This window comes from Pseudomonas fluorescens (genome assembly GCF_019212185.1).
Classification (GTDB): Bacteria; Pseudomonadota; Gammaproteobacteria; order Pseudomonadales; family Pseudomonadaceae; genus Aquipseudomonas.
Window position 1 is genome coordinate 3,953,530 of record NZ_CP078138.1, and the last position, 15,451, is coordinate 3,968,980.

At 60.6% G+C, this 15,451-nt stretch carries 15 protein-coding genes and 2 pseudogenes; 11 read left to right on the top strand and 6 right to left on the bottom strand.

Annotated elements, in window-relative coordinates; translation table 11 throughout:
• Position 1 precedes the first annotated feature (1 nt).
• From KW062_RS17620 to KW062_RS17640, 5 genes are all read left to right on the top strand, one after another.
• Positions 2–766, top strand: a complete 765-nt coding sequence (locus KW062_RS17620) for an amino acid ABC transporter ATP-binding protein (RefSeq protein WP_027616346.1) — start codon at positions 2–4, stop codon at positions 764–766.
• Positions 767–806: 40 nt separating this feature from the next.
• The gene (locus KW062_RS17625; protein ID WP_027616345.1) at positions 807–1,631 is read left to right on the top strand and encodes an ABC transporter substrate-binding protein; all 825 of its coding nucleotides are present in this window, start codon (positions 807–809) and stop codon (positions 1,629–1,631) included.
• Positions 1,632–1,720: 89 nt separating this feature from the next.
• A complete protein-coding gene (locus KW062_RS17630; RefSeq protein ID WP_105754593.1) occupies positions 1,721–2,569 on the top strand; it encodes a polysaccharide deacetylase family protein in 849 nt (282 codons plus the stop codon).
• Complete coding sequence (locus KW062_RS17635; RefSeq protein ID WP_105754594.1) at positions 2,562–3,452, top strand: polysaccharide deacetylase family protein; 891 nt, start codon at positions 2,562–2,564, stop codon at positions 3,450–3,452. Before KW062_RS17630 ends, KW062_RS17635 begins: the two co-directional genes overlap by 8 nt.
• 129 nt (positions 3,453–3,581) lie before the next feature.
• Positions 3,582–4,760 (top strand): MFS transporter, encoded by a 1,179-nt coding sequence (locus KW062_RS17640; protein ID WP_027616342.1) that lies wholly within the window; start codon positions 3,582–3,584, stop codon positions 4,758–4,760.
• A 35-nt stretch (positions 4,761–4,795) separates the two neighbouring features.
• On the opposite strand, the gene KW062_RS17645 is transcribed toward KW062_RS17640, so the two are convergent.
• The 3 genes from KW062_RS17645 to KW062_RS17655 are packed head-to-tail and all read right to left on the bottom strand — an operon-like array spanning position 4,796 to position 8,367.
• Positions 4,796–6,046, bottom strand: coding sequence for a nucleoside permease (locus tag KW062_RS17645; RefSeq protein WP_027616341.1), 1,251 nt, complete (start codon positions 6,044–6,046; stop codon positions 4,796–4,798).
• Between the two features lie 54 nt (positions 6,047–6,100).
• Positions 6,101–7,204, bottom strand: coding sequence for a sugar phosphate isomerase/epimerase family protein (locus KW062_RS17650; protein ID WP_105754595.1), 1,104 nt, complete (start codon positions 7,202–7,204; stop codon positions 6,101–6,103).
• Positions 7,201–8,367 carry a Gfo/Idh/MocA family protein gene (locus KW062_RS17655; RefSeq protein ID WP_105754596.1) on the bottom strand — a complete coding sequence of 389 codons (1,167 nt, stop codon included), beginning with the start codon at positions 8,365–8,367 and terminating at the stop codon, positions 7,201–7,203. The genes KW062_RS17650 and KW062_RS17655 overlap by 4 nt, the downstream gene beginning before the upstream one ends.
• Before the next feature lie 188 nt (positions 8,368–8,555).
• Here KW062_RS17655 and KW062_RS17660 point away from each other — a divergent pair, with 188 nt between their 5' ends.
• The 3 genes and pseudogenes from KW062_RS17660 (at position 8,556) to KW062_RS17670 (ending at position 10,073) form a co-directional block, all read left to right on the top strand.
• Positions 8,556–9,569, top strand: coding sequence for a LacI family DNA-binding transcriptional regulator (locus KW062_RS17660; protein WP_105754642.1), 1,014 nt, complete (start codon positions 8,556–8,558; stop codon positions 9,567–9,569).
• Between the two features lie 6 nt (positions 9,570–9,575).
• Positions 9,576–9,767, top strand: a complete 192-nt coding sequence (locus tag KW062_RS29385) for a hypothetical protein (RefSeq protein WP_027616337.1) — start codon at positions 9,576–9,578, stop codon at positions 9,765–9,767.
• Positions 9,767–10,073, top strand: a pseudogene (locus KW062_RS17670) (type II toxin-antitoxin system YhaV family toxin). The gene KW062_RS29385 and the pseudogene KW062_RS17670 overlap by 1 nt, the downstream one beginning before the upstream one ends.
• 31 nt (positions 10,074–10,104) lie before the next feature.
• On the opposite strand, the pseudogene KW062_RS28980 reads toward KW062_RS17670, so the two are convergent.
• Both KW062_RS28980 and KW062_RS17675 read right to left on the bottom strand, forming a co-directional pair.
• A pseudogene (locus tag KW062_RS28980) lies at positions 10,105–10,322 on the bottom strand (type II toxin-antitoxin system HipA family toxin); the annotation flags it as partial.
• Between the two features lie 81 nt (positions 10,323–10,403).
• Positions 10,404–10,571: a hypothetical protein gene (locus tag KW062_RS17675; RefSeq protein ID WP_177433259.1), complete on the bottom strand. Its 168-nt coding sequence runs from the start codon at positions 10,569–10,571 to the stop codon at positions 10,404–10,406.
• A 443-nt stretch (positions 10,572–11,014) separates the two neighbouring features.
• Between KW062_RS17675 and KW062_RS17680 the strand changes: the two genes are divergently transcribed.
• The 3 genes from KW062_RS17680 (at position 11,015) to KW062_RS17690 (ending at position 14,468) form a co-directional block, all read left to right on the top strand.
• The gene (locus KW062_RS17680; RefSeq protein ID WP_027616336.1) at positions 11,015–12,349 is read left to right on the top strand and encodes an MFS transporter; all 1,335 of its coding nucleotides are present in this window, start codon (positions 11,015–11,017) and stop codon (positions 12,347–12,349) included.
• 69 nt (positions 12,350–12,418) lie between these two features.
• Positions 12,419–13,669: an OprD family porin gene (locus KW062_RS17685; protein ID WP_105754597.1), complete on the top strand. Its 1,251-nt coding sequence runs from the start codon at positions 12,419–12,421 to the stop codon at positions 13,667–13,669.
• An 85-nt stretch (positions 13,670–13,754) separates the two neighbouring features.
• Positions 13,755–14,468, top strand: a complete 714-nt coding sequence (locus KW062_RS17690) for a GntR family transcriptional regulator (RefSeq protein WP_027616334.1) — start codon at positions 13,755–13,757, stop codon at positions 14,466–14,468.
• A 9-nt stretch (positions 14,469–14,477) separates the two neighbouring features.
• On the opposite strand, the gene KW062_RS17695 is transcribed toward KW062_RS17690, so the two are convergent.
• Positions 14,478–15,428, bottom strand: coding sequence for a PDR/VanB family oxidoreductase (locus tag KW062_RS17695; protein ID WP_105754598.1), 951 nt, complete (start codon positions 15,426–15,428; stop codon positions 14,478–14,480).
• Positions 15,429–15,451 lie beyond the last annotated feature (23 nt).

Sequence of the window (15,451 nt, forward strand, 5' to 3'; positions counted from 1 at the left end):
TATGAGAAGCATCGTCAAGGCCGTGAGCCTGAACAAATATTACGACCAGTACCACGCGCTCAAGGACATCGACATCGAAGTCGAGCAAGGTGAAGTGCTGTGCATCATTGGCCCGTCCGGCTCGGGCAAGAGCACCCTGCTGCGCTGCGTCAACCAGTTGGAGAAGATCGACAAGGGTGGCCTGTGGGTCGACGGCGAACTGGTGGGTTACCGCGTGGTCGGCAACAAACTGCACGAACTCACCGAAACCCAGATCGCCCGCCAGCGCCTGTCCACCGGCATGGTGTTCCAGCGCTTCAACCTGTTTCCGCACATGACTGTGCTGCAAAACATCATCGAAGGGCCGTGCCAGGTGCTCAAGCGTTCGCCCAAAGAGGCAAACGAAGAAGCCCTGGAGCTGCTCGCTCGCGTCGGCCTTGCTGACAAACGCAACAGCTACCCGATCGAACTCTCGGGTGGTCAGCAGCAACGTGTCGCCATCGCCCGCGCCCTGGCCATGCGCCCCAAGCTGATGCTGTTCGATGAACCCACTTCGGCACTCGACCCGGAACTGGTCGGAGAGGTGCTGTCGGTGATGCGCGATCTGGCGCAGACCGGCATGACCATGATCGTCGTCACCCATGAACTGGGCTTCGCTCGCGAAGTTTCCAATCGCATGGTGTTCATGGACGGCGGGCAGATCGTGGAGGCAGGAAGCCCCGAAGAAATACTAATAAATCCACAAAACCCACGCACCCAAAGCTTCATTTCTGCCGTTCGAACCTGAATGCCGGTTGGCGTTAAAAACACTCAAAAGAGAACGACCCATGAAGAACTTCATTATTCCAGCAGTACTCGCCGGCGTTATGGCATCTGGCTTCACCTTTGCCGCCGAGCTCCCGGCCAACATCAAGGCCAAGGGCGAAATCGTCGTAGCGATCATGCCGAACTACCCGCCGATGGATTTCAAGGACCCGGCCACCAACACCCTCACCGGCCTCGACTACGACCTGGGCAATGCTCTGGCCGAACGTTTGGGGGTGAAGATCAAATGGCAGGAAACCGGTTTCGAGCAAATGATCAATGCCCTGACCACCGACCGCGTGGACATGGTGCTGTCGGGCATGACCGATACTGTCGAGCGTCAGGCCAGCGTGACCTTTGTCGACTACTTCACCAGCGGCCCGCAGTTCTACACCTTGCAGAAAAACAAGGACACCAACGAGATCATCGATCTGTGCGGCAAGAAAGTCGGCACCAGCCGCCGTACCACTTTCCCGGCGGAGATCGCCGCGTGGAGCAAGGCGAACTGTGAGGCTGCCGGCAAGCCAGCAATCAACGTGATCGGCACCGAAGGCTCCGCCGACGCCCGCGCGCAACTGCGCCAGAGCCGCATTGACGCGGCGATGCAGGGCAGCGAGACGCTGTCGTACCTGAAAACTCAGGAAAAAGACATGTACAAGACCGTGGGCCTGCCGATCTCCGTGCAGTTCACCGGTCTTGGCGTGAGCAAGAAGAAGCCGCAATTGAGCGAAGCGGTGAAGGTCGCCTTGCAGAGCATGATCGACGACGGCAGCTACCAGGCGATCCTCAAGAAATGGGATCTGGAGTTGGGGGCGATCAAGACGGTGAGCATTAACGCCGGCAAATAAACAACCTGGAACAACCCCGCCCTTGTGGGTGCGAGCCTGCTTGCTCCCACAGGGATTGTGTTTTGCCGATAGAAAGCTGGAGCACCACGATGTCCTCCTCACTCAAGCCCACCTGGCCCGATCAGCACAAAGCTTGTCTGGCCCTGGCCTTCGACCTCGACGGCCCCACCGGCGATGCCATGCTCAACGGCTCGATCTGGCGCCAGCCCGAGTATTTCGGCTTCGGCGGTTATGGCCCGTATCGGGCGCTGCCGCGGATTCTTGATCTGCTCGACGAATTCCGCCTGCCAACCACGTTCTTCGTCCCGGCCTGGGTCGTGGAAAACTGGCCGAAACAGTGCCAGGCGATTGTCGAGCGCGGGCATGAAGTGGCGTATCATGGCTACAAACACGAATCCTTTTACGGCCTGACGCTGGAACAGCAGAAGGACGTGATGAAGCGCTCCCGCGAGGTGTTCTGGAACTACCTGAACATCCGCGCCAAAGGTTTCCGCACACCGTCCGGCGACTGGCGAGCCGAGACCCCGGCCATGCTGGTGGAAGCCGGCGTGACTTACTCCAGCAGCATGCGCGGCGATGACCGACCGTATCTGGTCAACGTACCTGGCCACGATACCCCATTGGTGGAAATTCCCGGCCGCTGGGAAATGGATGATTACGCCTCCCTCGCCTACACCCGCTCACCGAACTTCCCGTCCGGTCTCGACCGCACGGCCAGTTATGAACTGACCCTCGACAACTGGCAGCGCGAGTACGACGGTGCAATGGACGAAGGGTTGTGCCTGACCACCCTGTTCCACCCGAAAATCACCGGCAAACCGGGACGCATCCTGTTGCTGGAGAAACTCTTCGAACACATGCGCCAGCGCGATGACGTGTGGTTCGCCACGTGCCGTGACGTCGCCCAGTGGTGGCTGAAGGAGCATCACCATGGTTGAACCCATTTCAGTCTGGCCCGAGGGCTACCGCTGCGCCGTCGTGTTGACCGTCGACTACAACGACATCCACGGCATTCTCACCCAGGCCCCGGAAGTCGCCGGACGCGACAAGACCCTGTCGGTCTGGCGTTATGGCACCCAGCGTGGCGTCGAACGACTGCTGGGCTTGTTCAAAGAACTCAACGTCACCAGCAGTTGGTTCGTACCCGGCATCGTCGCCGAGGAAAACCCCGGGCATATCCGCGAGATTCTGGCAGGCGGGCATGAAATCGCCTGCGCCGGGTATCACCATCAGAACTACGACAACCTCGACCTGGCCACACAGCGCGCGGACATTGCCAGGGGGTGTGAAGCATTGATGACGCTGACCGGCCGGCGCCCCAGCGGTTTCCGTATCCCCGCTGGCAACGGTGCACCGGGCTTCATCGAGGCATTGAGGGAGCAAGGCATTCACTGGTCGTCGTCCTGGCGTGGTGATGACTTGCCGTTCGCCCACCCGACGGCGCCCGGCGTGATCGAGTTGCCCCTGCATTACGAACTGGAAGACGAACCCTACTTTGCCTTCAACCTGAGCCCGGCCGTACCGCCGGCACAGTCGCGGATTGCTTCCTACAGCCACACCCTGGGCAATCTGCAGATGGACTTCGCCGGGTTCCACCGGTTTGGCCTGTGCTATGTGTTGCGCCTGCATCCGGAAATCATCGCCACCCCGGGACGCATCGGTGTGCTGCGTGAGTTGCTGCGCGGCATTCAAGGGCGTGACGACGTGTGGATCGCCACCGGTGCCGAGGTCGCGCAGTGGTGGGCGCAATCGGCGACGCAGGTCACGCAGGATCATCCGGCGGCGGTGTATGAACGCCATTATCGGGATTACCTGGTATGACCTCATTGCGAGCAAGCTCGCTCCTACAGGGGATCGCCTTGCACCTGTGGGAGCGAACCTGCTCGCGATTGGCAGCGACCCGGTACATAGACAAACACTCACCATCCGAATAAGGACGTTTGCACCACCGTGGCCACGTACTCACTCGTTATCCGTCGCTTGATGATCGCGTCACTGACCATCGTCGTCAGCCGCGCCATCACCAGCCCCTTGCTCACGCTGTTCCTGAGCAACAAGCTGGGCCTCAACCAACAGGACGTTGGCTTGCTCCTCGGGATCGCGGTGTTCATCGCAACCCTGCTGGCGCTTTATGGCGGCTATATCATCGACCGCCTGGAAAAACGCCGGCTGCTGATCCTGGCGATGCTCTCCAGCGCCATCGGCTTCGTGCTGCTGACCTTTGCCGAAAATCTCTTCCTGACCACCGCCACCCTGGTGATCACCGAGACCGCGTCAGCCATGTTTCTCATCTGTTCCAAAGCGATCCTCAGCGAAAACCTGCCCATGGGCCAACGAGCCAAGGCGTTTTCCCTGCGCTACACGCTGACCAACATCGGCTATGCCACAGGCCCCATGCTCGGCGTGGTGATTGCCGGGCACTACCCCATCGCACCGTTCCTGATTGCCGGCGGCATCGCTTTCTTCAGCATCTTCCTGATGATAGGCATACCCGGCGATTCAGCGCGGGCACCGGCCATCGGACAATCCCAGAGCTTCCTGAAAACCCTGGTCACCCTGAAAAACGACCGCACCCTGATCATGTTTACGTGTGGTTGCCTACTCAGCACCGTGGTGCACGGGCGCTACACCCTCTACCTGTCGCAATACCTGCTGGTGACCCACGACTCCAGGCGCGCCCTGGAAATCATGGCCGCCCTGCTCGCCTGCAACGCCATCAGCGTGATCCTGTTGCAGTACCAGATCGGCCGGTTCCTCAATCGCGAGAAACTACGCTACTGGATTGCCGCAGGCAGCAGCCTGTTCATCCTTGGGCTGATCGGCTTCAGCCTGGCCGACAGCCTGTTGAGTTGGTGCGTGGCCATGTTCATCTTCACCCTCGGTGAAATGATCATTTATCCGGCGGAATTCCTCTTCGTCGACACCCTGGCCCCTGAGGAGCTACGCGGCAGCTATTACGGTGCGCAGAACCTGGCGGCCCTGGGTGGCGCCCTGAGCCCGGTGATTTGTGGCTATTTATTGATGCACACACCCGCGCCGACGATGTTCTATGCCTTGAGCACGCTGACCGCGCTGGGTGGATTCCTGTGCTTCATGAGTGGTCGTCGGGCGGCGGCTGGGCAGAGATAATCCACTGGAACTGTAGTGAGATGAACCTTCCAACGTCAGGAATGGTGGGTGGTTGCGCTCCCAGCCGCCAACTCCGATCGTCGCGCATCGCGAAAGGCAAACATGAACACCAGCACCACAACCAGAGAGAACAAGGCCGGGAACAGCCAGATGCTCTGCCACTGATGGCCCGCAGGGGTGGCGTAGTAGTCGGAGACATGGCCCGCGACCCAGAAACCGATCAGCATGCCTACACCGTAGGTGGCCAGGGTTATCAAGCCCTGGGCCGAGCTTCTGAAACGCTCAGGGGTTTTCGCGTCGGTATAGATCTGCCCGGACACAAAGAAAAAGTCGTAGCAGATACCGTGCAGGGCGATGCCGGTGAACAGCATAAAGGCCAGGTCGGCATTATTGCCGTAGGCGAACAGCACATAGCGCAAGGCCCAGGCCAGCATGCCCATCAGTAACGCGATCTTGATGCCGAAGCGGTGAATGAACAGGGGCAGCAGGAGCATGAACAGGACTTCGGAAACCTGCCCGATGGCCATCTTCGCCGTGGGATTGGTCATGCCGATGTCGGCAAGGAATGGGTTGGCATTCTGGTAATAGAACGCCAGCGGGATGCAGATCAGGATCGAGGCGATGAAAAACACCAGGTAGCTGCGGTCTTTCAACAGGCCCAGGGCATCCAGGCCGAGGATCTGTTTAAAACCGGTTCGAGTTTGCGCCGCTTTCAGCGGTGCCGTACTCGGCAGCGTGAAGCTGTAGACGCCCAGCAGCAGAGACGCCAGGGCCGCCATCAGGAAGGTGTTGCGCAGCGCACCGGAAGCAATCGCCGCTTTGGCGTCCCAGGCAAAGACAAAGCTGATCACCACACCGGCGACAATCCAGCCCACGGTGCCCCACACACGAATGCGCGAAAACTCCAGCGCCGGGTCGCGCATCTGCCGGAAGGCCACCGAGTTGACCAATGCCAGGGTCGGCATGTAGATCATCATGTAGGCGAGCACGTAGGGGTAGAACGCGGCAAAATCTGGCGCCTGATAGAGCTGATAAAGCAACACCGCCCCCACCAGATGCAGCACCGCCAGAATGCGTTCGGCATTGAAAAAACGGTCGGCGATCAGTCCAATCACAAATGGCGCAATGATCGCGCCCCAAGACTGAGTCGAGAACGCCATGCCGATCTGGCCACCGCTGGCGCCCAGTTGGCTGGACAGAAAAGTACCCAGGGTGACGAACCAGCTACCCCAGATAAAAAACTGCAGAAACATCATCGCGCTCAAGCGCGCACTCATCCACGTCATAACAGTCACCGTCTTGTTTTTATTGAAGGGTGTTATCGAAGAAAAAGGTCCAGCTCAGGCGACGGGTAATCCCAACAAACGCCGGTTGGACGCCGCATCGCTGGCCACGCTGACAAAGTCGTCAAAGGCCTTTTGGCTTCGAGTGATCATATGTTGGCGAATGAACGCTGCACCTTCGGCGGCGCCTTGGGCGGAGTCCTTCAGGCAGCATTCCCATTCCAGCACCGCCCAGCCGCTAAAACCGTATTGTGTGAGCTTGCTGAAGATCGACTTGAAATCGATCTGACCATCACCCAGCGAACGGAAACGTCCCGGGCGTTCAACCCAGCCCTGATAACCGCCATAGACGCCCGAGCGCGCGTCGGGACGGAACTCCGCGTCCTTGACGTGGAACATGCGAATGCGTGAGTGATAACGGTCGATAAAGCCCAGGTAATCCATTTGCTGCAGCAGCAAGTGGCTGGGGTCATAGAGGATTGCCGCACGGGGATGGTGATCGACCGCCTCGAGGAAACGCTCGAAAGAGGCACCGTCGTGCAGGTCTTCACCGGGATGGATTTCGTAGCACAGGTCGACACCGGCCTCATCGAAGCAATCGAGGATCGGCAACCAGCGCTTGGCCAGTTCGGCAAAACCTTGCTCTACCAGGCCAGCCGGACGCTGTGGCCAGGGGTACATGAACGGCCAGAGCAAGGCGCCGGAAAAGGTCGCGTGCGCGGTGAGGCCCAGGCGCTGGCTGGCACGCGCAGCCAGCTTCAATTGCTCGATCGCCCACTCGGAGCGCGCCTCGGGTTGGCCGCGCAGATGAGCCGGTGCGAAGTCATCGAACAGCGCATCGAACGCCGGGTGCACGGCGACCAATTGCCCTTGCAGGTGGGTGGACAGTTCGCTGATTTCAACCCCCGCGCTGGCGCACACGGCCTTCAGTTCATCGCAATAGCTCTGGCTTTCGGCTGCGCGCTCAAGATCGATGTAGCGAGTACCCAGCGTCGGCAGTTGAATCGCGCTGTAACCCTGGGAGGCTGCCCATTGGGCGATATTGGCCAGGGTGTCGAAAGGCGCTTCATCGCTGATGAACTGCGCCAGAAATATCCCCGGGCCGCGCAGGCCTTGGGTGGTTGAGGCATTCGCAGTGATGCCGGGCTTTTGCGGGTTCATGGGTTGCACTCCAGAGGGGTCCACTTGGTGTCGCTGTTGTAGCTGGCGATAGCCGCCTCGATAAACGCCATGCCACGCAGGCCGACCTCGATCCCCGGCACACCCGGGGCGGTATGGCCTTTCACGTCCCCGCGAATGGCCTGGGCAAAATCGCCGTACAGATTGGCCATGGCTTCCAGATAGCCTTCGGGATGGCCGGCAGGCAGGCGCATACGCTGGGTCGCGGCCGCGCACAGCCAGGGCTGTCCGGTGCCGGAACGCAAAACACGCAGCGGTTGCTCCAGTGAGCGATGAATCAGGCTGGCGGGTTGTTCCTGGCGCCATTCAAGGCCGCCCTTGTCGCCGTAGACACGAATGCTCAGCGGGTTCTCTTCCCCCGCGCAGACCTGGCTGGCGATCAGCACACCACTGGCGCCCTGCTCCATCTTGAACAGCATGGCGGCGTCGTCATCCAGTTGGCGGCCCTCAATGTGCACGCCCAACGTGGCGCACAGATGAGTGACGTGTTGATCTGCCACAAACTCCGCCAGGGAAAAGGCATGGGTGCCGATATCGCTAATGCAACCGCCCAGCCCGGAGAACGCCGGCTGCCCGCGCCACTCGGCCTGCTTGTTGCCTTGCCCGGCCACGTCCTGGCTGAGCCAGCCCTGGGGATACTCCACCAACACCTTGCGCACGCTGCCGATGACGCCGCTGCGCACCATCTCCCGCGCTTGCCAGACCATGGGGTAACCGAGGTAGGTATGGGCCAGGCCGTACAGCCCGGAACTGCTGTGCAAGCGAGTGGCAAGGGCCTGCAATTCAGCGAGGTTCAGCGCGGCGGGCTTCTCGCTGAACACATGAAAACCGGCCGCGAGCGCCTCAGCGGCCACCGGCGCGTGAAGATGATTGGGGGTGACGATCACCAGCAGTTCCATGCGCTGCTCGGCCGGTAGAGCGCGCTCGGCTTCGAGCATCAATTGCCAGGTGCTGTAGCAGCGTGATTGCTCCAGGCCCAGGTGCTGACCGGTACGCTGGTTGTTCTCGGGGTCGCGACTGAACGCACCGCAGACCAGTTCAAAGCGTCCATCAAGCCCCGCCGCCTGACGATGGGCCTGGGCAATAAAAGAGCCCTCGCCGCCGCCGACAAAACCCATTCTTATTTTAGGTATCACTGTGCTCATCACTGATCTTCTCGGTTCGAGTCGGCTAGGCGACTGCTTGAGATGAAAATGTAACCGGTTACATTTTTGCGTCAATCTAGGCGCTGTCACGCAGACTGTCAAATCGGGAATCGACACCTGCAAAGATTTCAGCGCAGACCACGCTGCTGTTAAGCTCGCCCGACGCTGAATATGAAGTTGAGGTGGTTTTGTCGAATATCCGTGAAGTTGCCCGGCTTGCCGGTGTCTCGGTGGCCACCGTGTCGCGCACCCTGCAATCCCCCGAACGCGTGCGCCAGGCGACTCGCGACAAGGTCAACGCCGCCGTCGAGCAAGCGGGTTATCGGCCCAACCTGATGGCGGTGCAGTTCCGCTCACGGCGCACCGCCAACCTGGTGATCCTGGTGCCGAAAATTGCCAATACCTTCTTTGCCCAGGTGATCAGCGGCGCACAATCGGCCGCCCAGGCCGCCGGCTACCGACTGCTGCTATGCGATACCCAAGGCCGCGAAGACATCGAGCGCGAGTTCGCCGAACTGGTCTACGCCCACCAGGCCGATGGCGTGATCCAGTTGCGCGCTTACGACCCCTTCCCGGCTGACAGTGCTGAACTGCCACCGATGGTCAATGCCTGTGAAGTCATCCAGGGCGGACGCCACCCCAGCATCAGCCTCGACAACCAGGCGGCCGCCAAGGCCATGACTGAACACTTGATTGGCTTGGGCCATCGGCGGATCGGCCTGATCAAGGGCCCTCGAAGCAGTCCCCTGACCCAGGATCGAGTAGCCGGTTACCAGGCCGCTCTCGATCAGGCAGGCATTCCCAGCGACCCGGAGATCATCTGCCACGGTGACTTCAGCTTGCGCGCCGGCTACGACGGCGCCGCCACCTTGCTGGCGATGGCGGACCGCCCGACAGCGCTGTTTTGTGAGAACGACGAGATGGCCATAGGTGCGCTCAAGCGCATCAAGGACGCCGGCCTGCGGGTGCCGGAAGATATTTCTTTAGTAGGCTTCGACGATATTCCGCTGGCGCAATACTGTGATCCGCCGCTGACCACCATTGCCCAGCCCGCCGAAGGCTTTGGCCGCAGGGCTGTGGAGATGCTAATCAACCTGATCGAGAAAAAACCCAATCCGCAGCAGCATGTGACCCTGCCGTTTGAACTGACGATACGTGAGAGCACGGCGGCGCCTTCGGTAAGACGAGCAGAGAAGGCTTGAGAGAGCGTGGAAAGATCCAACATCGACCGCTGGAAAGTCCTGATCAATGAGGTCAGCCCGAGTGGATCGCATCATCACAATGTTCGAAGCGAACGAAACATCACCGCGCTGCCTGAAAATCTCGCGCAGACCCTGCTCGCCAACGCGGGCCACAGCGTGAATCTGGATGAAGAAATAGACGGTGAGGTCGCGCTTTGATGCAGCGACATGGCTGGACACTGTTGTTCCATGAAGGTGTGATCGTACAGCTACGCAAACTGCAGGAGGCTGCCGCCCGGGCTGAACAGAGCGACTCAGAAGGTCTTTCGCTACGACTCGAAGTCCAAAGTTATTGTCTTTGCATGGGTCAATGACGAACACACCTTGAGATCGGCAGGCAGCAAGACCGATCCTTATGCCGTGTTCGAGAAGATGCTGGGTCGGGGCAACCCTCCCGATGACTGGGATGCATTGATCACAGCCGCGCGAAGCGACTGGAGCGCGTCCAGAACTTCTGATTCCTGATCGAATTAGCGCGCAAGCCGAGATACTCCCCTCAGTGGATCGCCCCACCCGGCCGTAACCACGCCACGTTCTGATCGATGCAACCCTGGATCATGCCCAAGGTGTCTGGAGTAATACGCTGTGGGCACAGGTCCTCGGCAATGCTTGCAAACCGGCTCGCCACTTCACAAATGCCGTCAATCAATCTGCCTACAGCCTGCGGCGACACCTGGGTTTATCGGCGAGCCGGAGCAGGTGTGCGCGGGAAACTAGGGTTTAGCGCTGTTCGAAGACAGTCACCGGGGGGGGCACTCCACCCCCTGTCCCTGGGCTGGTATCTCATGTTGCCCCTCATTCCTCCTGATCAATCTGATCCAGATAATCAACCTCATCATCTTCTTCGTCATCCGCATCAAGAATGCCCTGAGCATCAGCTTCGCCCCAGGGTTCGTCATCGTGGAATTCGTGATCAAGCAGGTGATCGTGCTCGGGCTCGGGGATATCTCGTTCTTCGCTCATGGCTTTTCGAATCAACAGAAGGAAAAGCGGACTGTATAGGCAGATCCCTTCCTTCAGTCAACGCGCGAAACCTGGCGAGGTCGGGGGCAGAATACACAAGAACCCGGTGACGCGAGGTTGTATCAATTGCAAATTGGATCCCAATTATCATGGATGACCGATAATCGAACATCTTTTAATATCTTTAACTATCTGTTTTTAATGGTTTTTTTAATTTTTATAAGAAGAAATCCAAACAAAATCCAAAAACAACCCCTTCTCAATGGATCCATAACTTGATTGACTTGCACCCCTCGGTGTCAGGCGTCGCGCCTGCCCGCTGATAAAAATAACAAGGGTGTCGAGATGAATGACTGCTCAATCGGGCTCAAGCTTCGGCTTGCAGCCACCTGTGTGTGCCTGATGCGTTTTGCCTTTACCCTGCCCCACGCCGAGGGTCGGTCATGAGTATCGACCTGAAGAAAGTCGTCGATGACGGCCCGATGGCCCGCTTCCAGTGGCTGGCCATCGGCATCTGCATTGTCCTGAACATGATCGATGGCTTCGACGTACTGGTGATGGCCTTCACCGCCTCCTCAGTGTCTGCCGAATGGGCGTTGAACGGCGCGCAAGTCGGGCTGCTGTTAAGTGCCGGGCTGTTTGGCATGGCGGCGGGATCGCTGTTTATTGCGCCCTGGGCGGATCGCTTCGGCCGCGTGCCGTTGATCCTGTTTTGCCTGCTGCTTTCGGGCGTCGGCATGCTGTTGTCGTCGCTGAGCCAGACGCCGCTGCAACTGGCGTTGTTGCGCGGCCTGACCGGCCTGGGCATCGGCGGCATTCTGGCCAGCAGCAACGTGATTGCCAGTGAGTTTGCCAACAAGCGCTGGCGCGGGCTGGCGGTGAGTCTGCAATCCACCGGCTATGCCCTGGGTGCGACCCTGGGCGGGCTGTTGTCGGTGTGGTTGCTGACCCACTTTGGCTGGCGTTCGGTGTTCATTTTTGGCGGCGCCGTGACCCTGGCGGTGATTCCCCTGGTGCTGCTGTTCTTGCCCGAATCGCTGGACTTCCTGATCACCCGTCGCCCGGTCAATGCCCTGGCGCGGATCAATCGCCTGGCCGTCCGCCTCGGCCAGCCGGCACTGGGCGAACTACCCTTGATCCCTTCGACGCCGAACGCCGGCAAGGGCCGCCTGGCCCAGTTGCTCGCACCTGAATCGCGACGCACCACCCTGCTGATCTGGCTGCTGTTCTTCCTGGTGATGTTCGGCTTCTACTTTGTCATGAGCTGGACGCCGAAGCTGCTGGTGGCTGCCGGCTTGTCGGCGCAACAGGGGATCAGCGGCGGCGTGCTGTTGAGCGTCGGCGGGATCTTCGGTGCGGCACTGATTGGCGCCCTGGCCTCGCGCTGGCGCCTGACCCGGGTGTTGGCGCTGTTCATGCTGATCTCCGCGGTCTTGCTGGTGCTGTTTGTCGGCTCGGCGTCTTCGGTGTCGATGGCCCTAGGCCTCGGCCTGCTGATCGGGTTGTTCGTCAACGGTTGTGTGGCCGGTCTTTACGCGCTGTCGCCGATTGTCTACGACGCTTCGGTGCGCACCACCGGGGTCGGCTGGGGCATTGGCATCGGGCGTATCGGCGCGATCCTCTCGCCGACCGTTGCCGGTGTGCTGCTCGACAGCGGCTGGCAACCCCTGCACCTGTATGGCGTGTTTGCCGTGGTGTTCGTGATTGCCGCCATCGTTCTGCTGCAGTTGCGTCCCGGCACTCAGGCGCAGCCGAGCAGCGAACTCAGCCGGGCCTGATCCCCTGCAAAACCGGTAGCGAGGGCCGTGCTCTCGCTACCCACTTCATCCTCCAGGAATACAACAATAATGACTGTCCTCCCCCTCCCTCCCCGGGCCTTGCTCGGTGGTGCAATCGCCCTTGCCTTGAGTTCCTCGGTCAACGCCGAAACCGGTGGCTTCCTCGAAGACGCAAAGACCAGCCTGACTCTGCGCAATTACTACTTCAATCGCGACTTCAACGATTCTGGCGCGAGTAAAAGCAAGATCGAAGAATGGGCCCAGGGCGCGATCCTCAAGTTCAGTTCCGGCTACACCCCAGGCGTGGTCGGCTTCGGCCTGGACGGCATCGCCATGCTCGGCGTCAAGCTCGACAGCGGCCCACAACGCAGCGGTTCGGAACTGCTGCCGGTACACGACGATGGTCGCGCCGCCGACAACTACGGACGTGCCGGACTGGCAGCAAAAATGCGCGTGTCGCAGACCGAGCTGATGCTTGGCGAGCTGATGCCGGATGTGCCGCTGCTGCGCTACGACGACGGCCGCCTGCTACCACAGACTTTCCAGGGCGGCATGCTGGCGTCCCGCGAGCTGTCGGGGCTGAACCTGCAGGGCGGTCGTTACACCGCCGTCAGTCTGCGCAACTCGTCGAACATGCAGGACCTCTCAGCCTGGGCCGCGCCCACCGTGATGTCCGACGGTTTCAACTATGTCGGCGCCGAATACCGCTTCAACGCGCAACAGACCCTGATCGGCGCCTGGCACTCGCAGCTCGAAGACATCTACCAGCAAAGCTATCTGAACCTGCTGCACAAACAGACCTTTGGCGCCTGGACCCTCGGCGCCAACCTCGGCTACTTCATCGACAAGGATGATGGCAGTGCGCGAATCGGCGAAGTGCAGAGCCATACCGCCTACGGCCTGTTCTCCGCCAACCTCGGTGGCCATACCCTGTACCTGGGGCTGCAAAAGGTCAGCGGCGACACCGGCTGGATGTCGGTGTATGGCAGCAGCGGCCGGACCCTGGGCAACGACATGTTCAACGGCAATTTCAGCAACGCTGACGAGCGCTCCTGGCAGGCGCGGTATGACTACAACTTCGCCGCCATGGGCATCCCCGGCCTGCAACTGATGACCCGCTACGGTCACGGTGAAAACGCCACGACCAAGGCCGGCAGCAACGGCAAGGAATGGGAACGGGATACCGAAGTCAGCTACACCCTGCAAAGCGGCGCGCTGAAAAACCTCAGCCTGCGCGTCAACAACGCCACCAACCGTCGCAGCTTCAACAGCGACTTCGATCAGACCCGGGTCATTGTCAGCTACCCCCTGTCGTTCTGATCCTCCCGCCAGGGGCGCACACCGCCCCTGCATCTCCTTGCCGACCTGCGTTACTATGGCCAATCCCTTTCTGGAAGTCGCCTGCATGAGCAAACCGGGTCAAATGGTGCTGGTCGCACTGCGCAAAATGATCGCCTCGGGCGAACTGGCCGCCGGCGAGCGGCTGATGGAAATCCCCACCGCAGAGCGTTTCGGCGTCTCGCGTATGCCAGTGCGCATGGCCTTTGTCACCCTTGAGCAGGAAGGCTTGCTGGTGCGCCATGGCGGACGGGGTTATCAGATACGTTCAGTGAGTGCCGACGACATCGCCGGCGCCGTGGAGGTGCGCGGCGTACTGGAAGGCCTGGCAGCACGGCAGAGCGCCGAGCGCGGCTTGAGCGAAGAAGCACAGGCGGCCTTGCGCGAATGCCTGGTGCAGGGTGATGCGTTGTTCGACAAGGGCTTCGTCACCGAAGAGGACATCGAAGCCTTTCATGACCTCAACATGCGCTTTCATCAAGTGATCGTCGACAGCAGCGCCAACCCGGCGATTGCCGAAGCGCTGGCGCGCAACGACCATCGCCCCTTCGCCTCAGTGTCGGCGCTGGCGATCGATCGTCAGGACATGGCGCGGGAATACCGGCGCTTCAACTTTGCGCACATGCAGCACCACTCGGTGTTCGACGCACTGGTCAGCCGCCAGGGCGCACGCGCGGAAGCGATCATGCGCGAACACGCCAACGCCACCCTGCGCTACGCCGAGGTGTTCGGCGCAATCGGCAACAACGAGCGACTGAAAGTCATCGCTCGTGGTGAATGACTCTGAGGATTAGATGTCGAGCACCAGCAGCGCCGATTTGGACCGCGAGCAGCATGGCGTGAACTGATCATTGGCCGCCTGCTCTTCCTCGGTGAGGAACAGGTCACGGTGATCGGGCACCCCTTCCAGCACACGGGTCAGGCAGGTGCCGCAAATGCCCTGTTCACAGGACAGGGCAATCTCCACCCCATGACTCTCCAGCACTTGCACCACGGTCTTGTCCGCCGGAACATCGAACACCTGCCCGCTGCTGCCCAGCTTCACCTGGAACGCGCCATCGCCTGCCGTGTCCACCGGTGCGGCGGCAAAGTATTCGCGATGCAGTTGAGCCTCGCCCCAGCGCTGGGCCTTGGCGCTGTCGAGCACGTGCTGCATGAACCCCGCAGGACCGCAGACATACAGGTGCAGGTCCGCCCGTGGATTGGCCAGGACTTTGGCGGCATCCAGGCGCGAATCGGCGTCTTCATCGAAATGCAGGTGCACCCGGTCGGCGAAGGCAGCGCCCTTGAGTCGCTCGACAAAGGCCGCCCGCTCGCTGGAACGCGCACAGTAATGCAGCTCGAAATCTGCACCGCTGGCAGCCAGGTGTTCGGCCATGCACAGGATCGGGGTGATGCCGATACCACCGGCGAACAACAGGCTGCGCGCCCCTTCCGGCACCAGCGGGAACAGGTTGCGCGGCTCGCTGATGAACAGCCGGTCACCGTTGTTGATCTGCTCGTGCATGCTCTGCGAGCCACCGCGCGAAGCGGCGTCCTTGAGCACGCCGATCTGGTAGCGGTGGCGCTCTTGCGGGTGATTGCACAGCGAGTACTGGCGGATCAAGCCGCCGGGCAGGTGCACGTCGATATGCGAGCCGGCGCTGAAGCCGGGCAGCTCCCCGCCTTGCGCGCAGATCAGCTCGTAGCTGCAGATATCCAATGCTTCGTTGTGCCGGGATTTGACGACGACTTCAATCATGATGCACCTTCAAGACCGGCCAC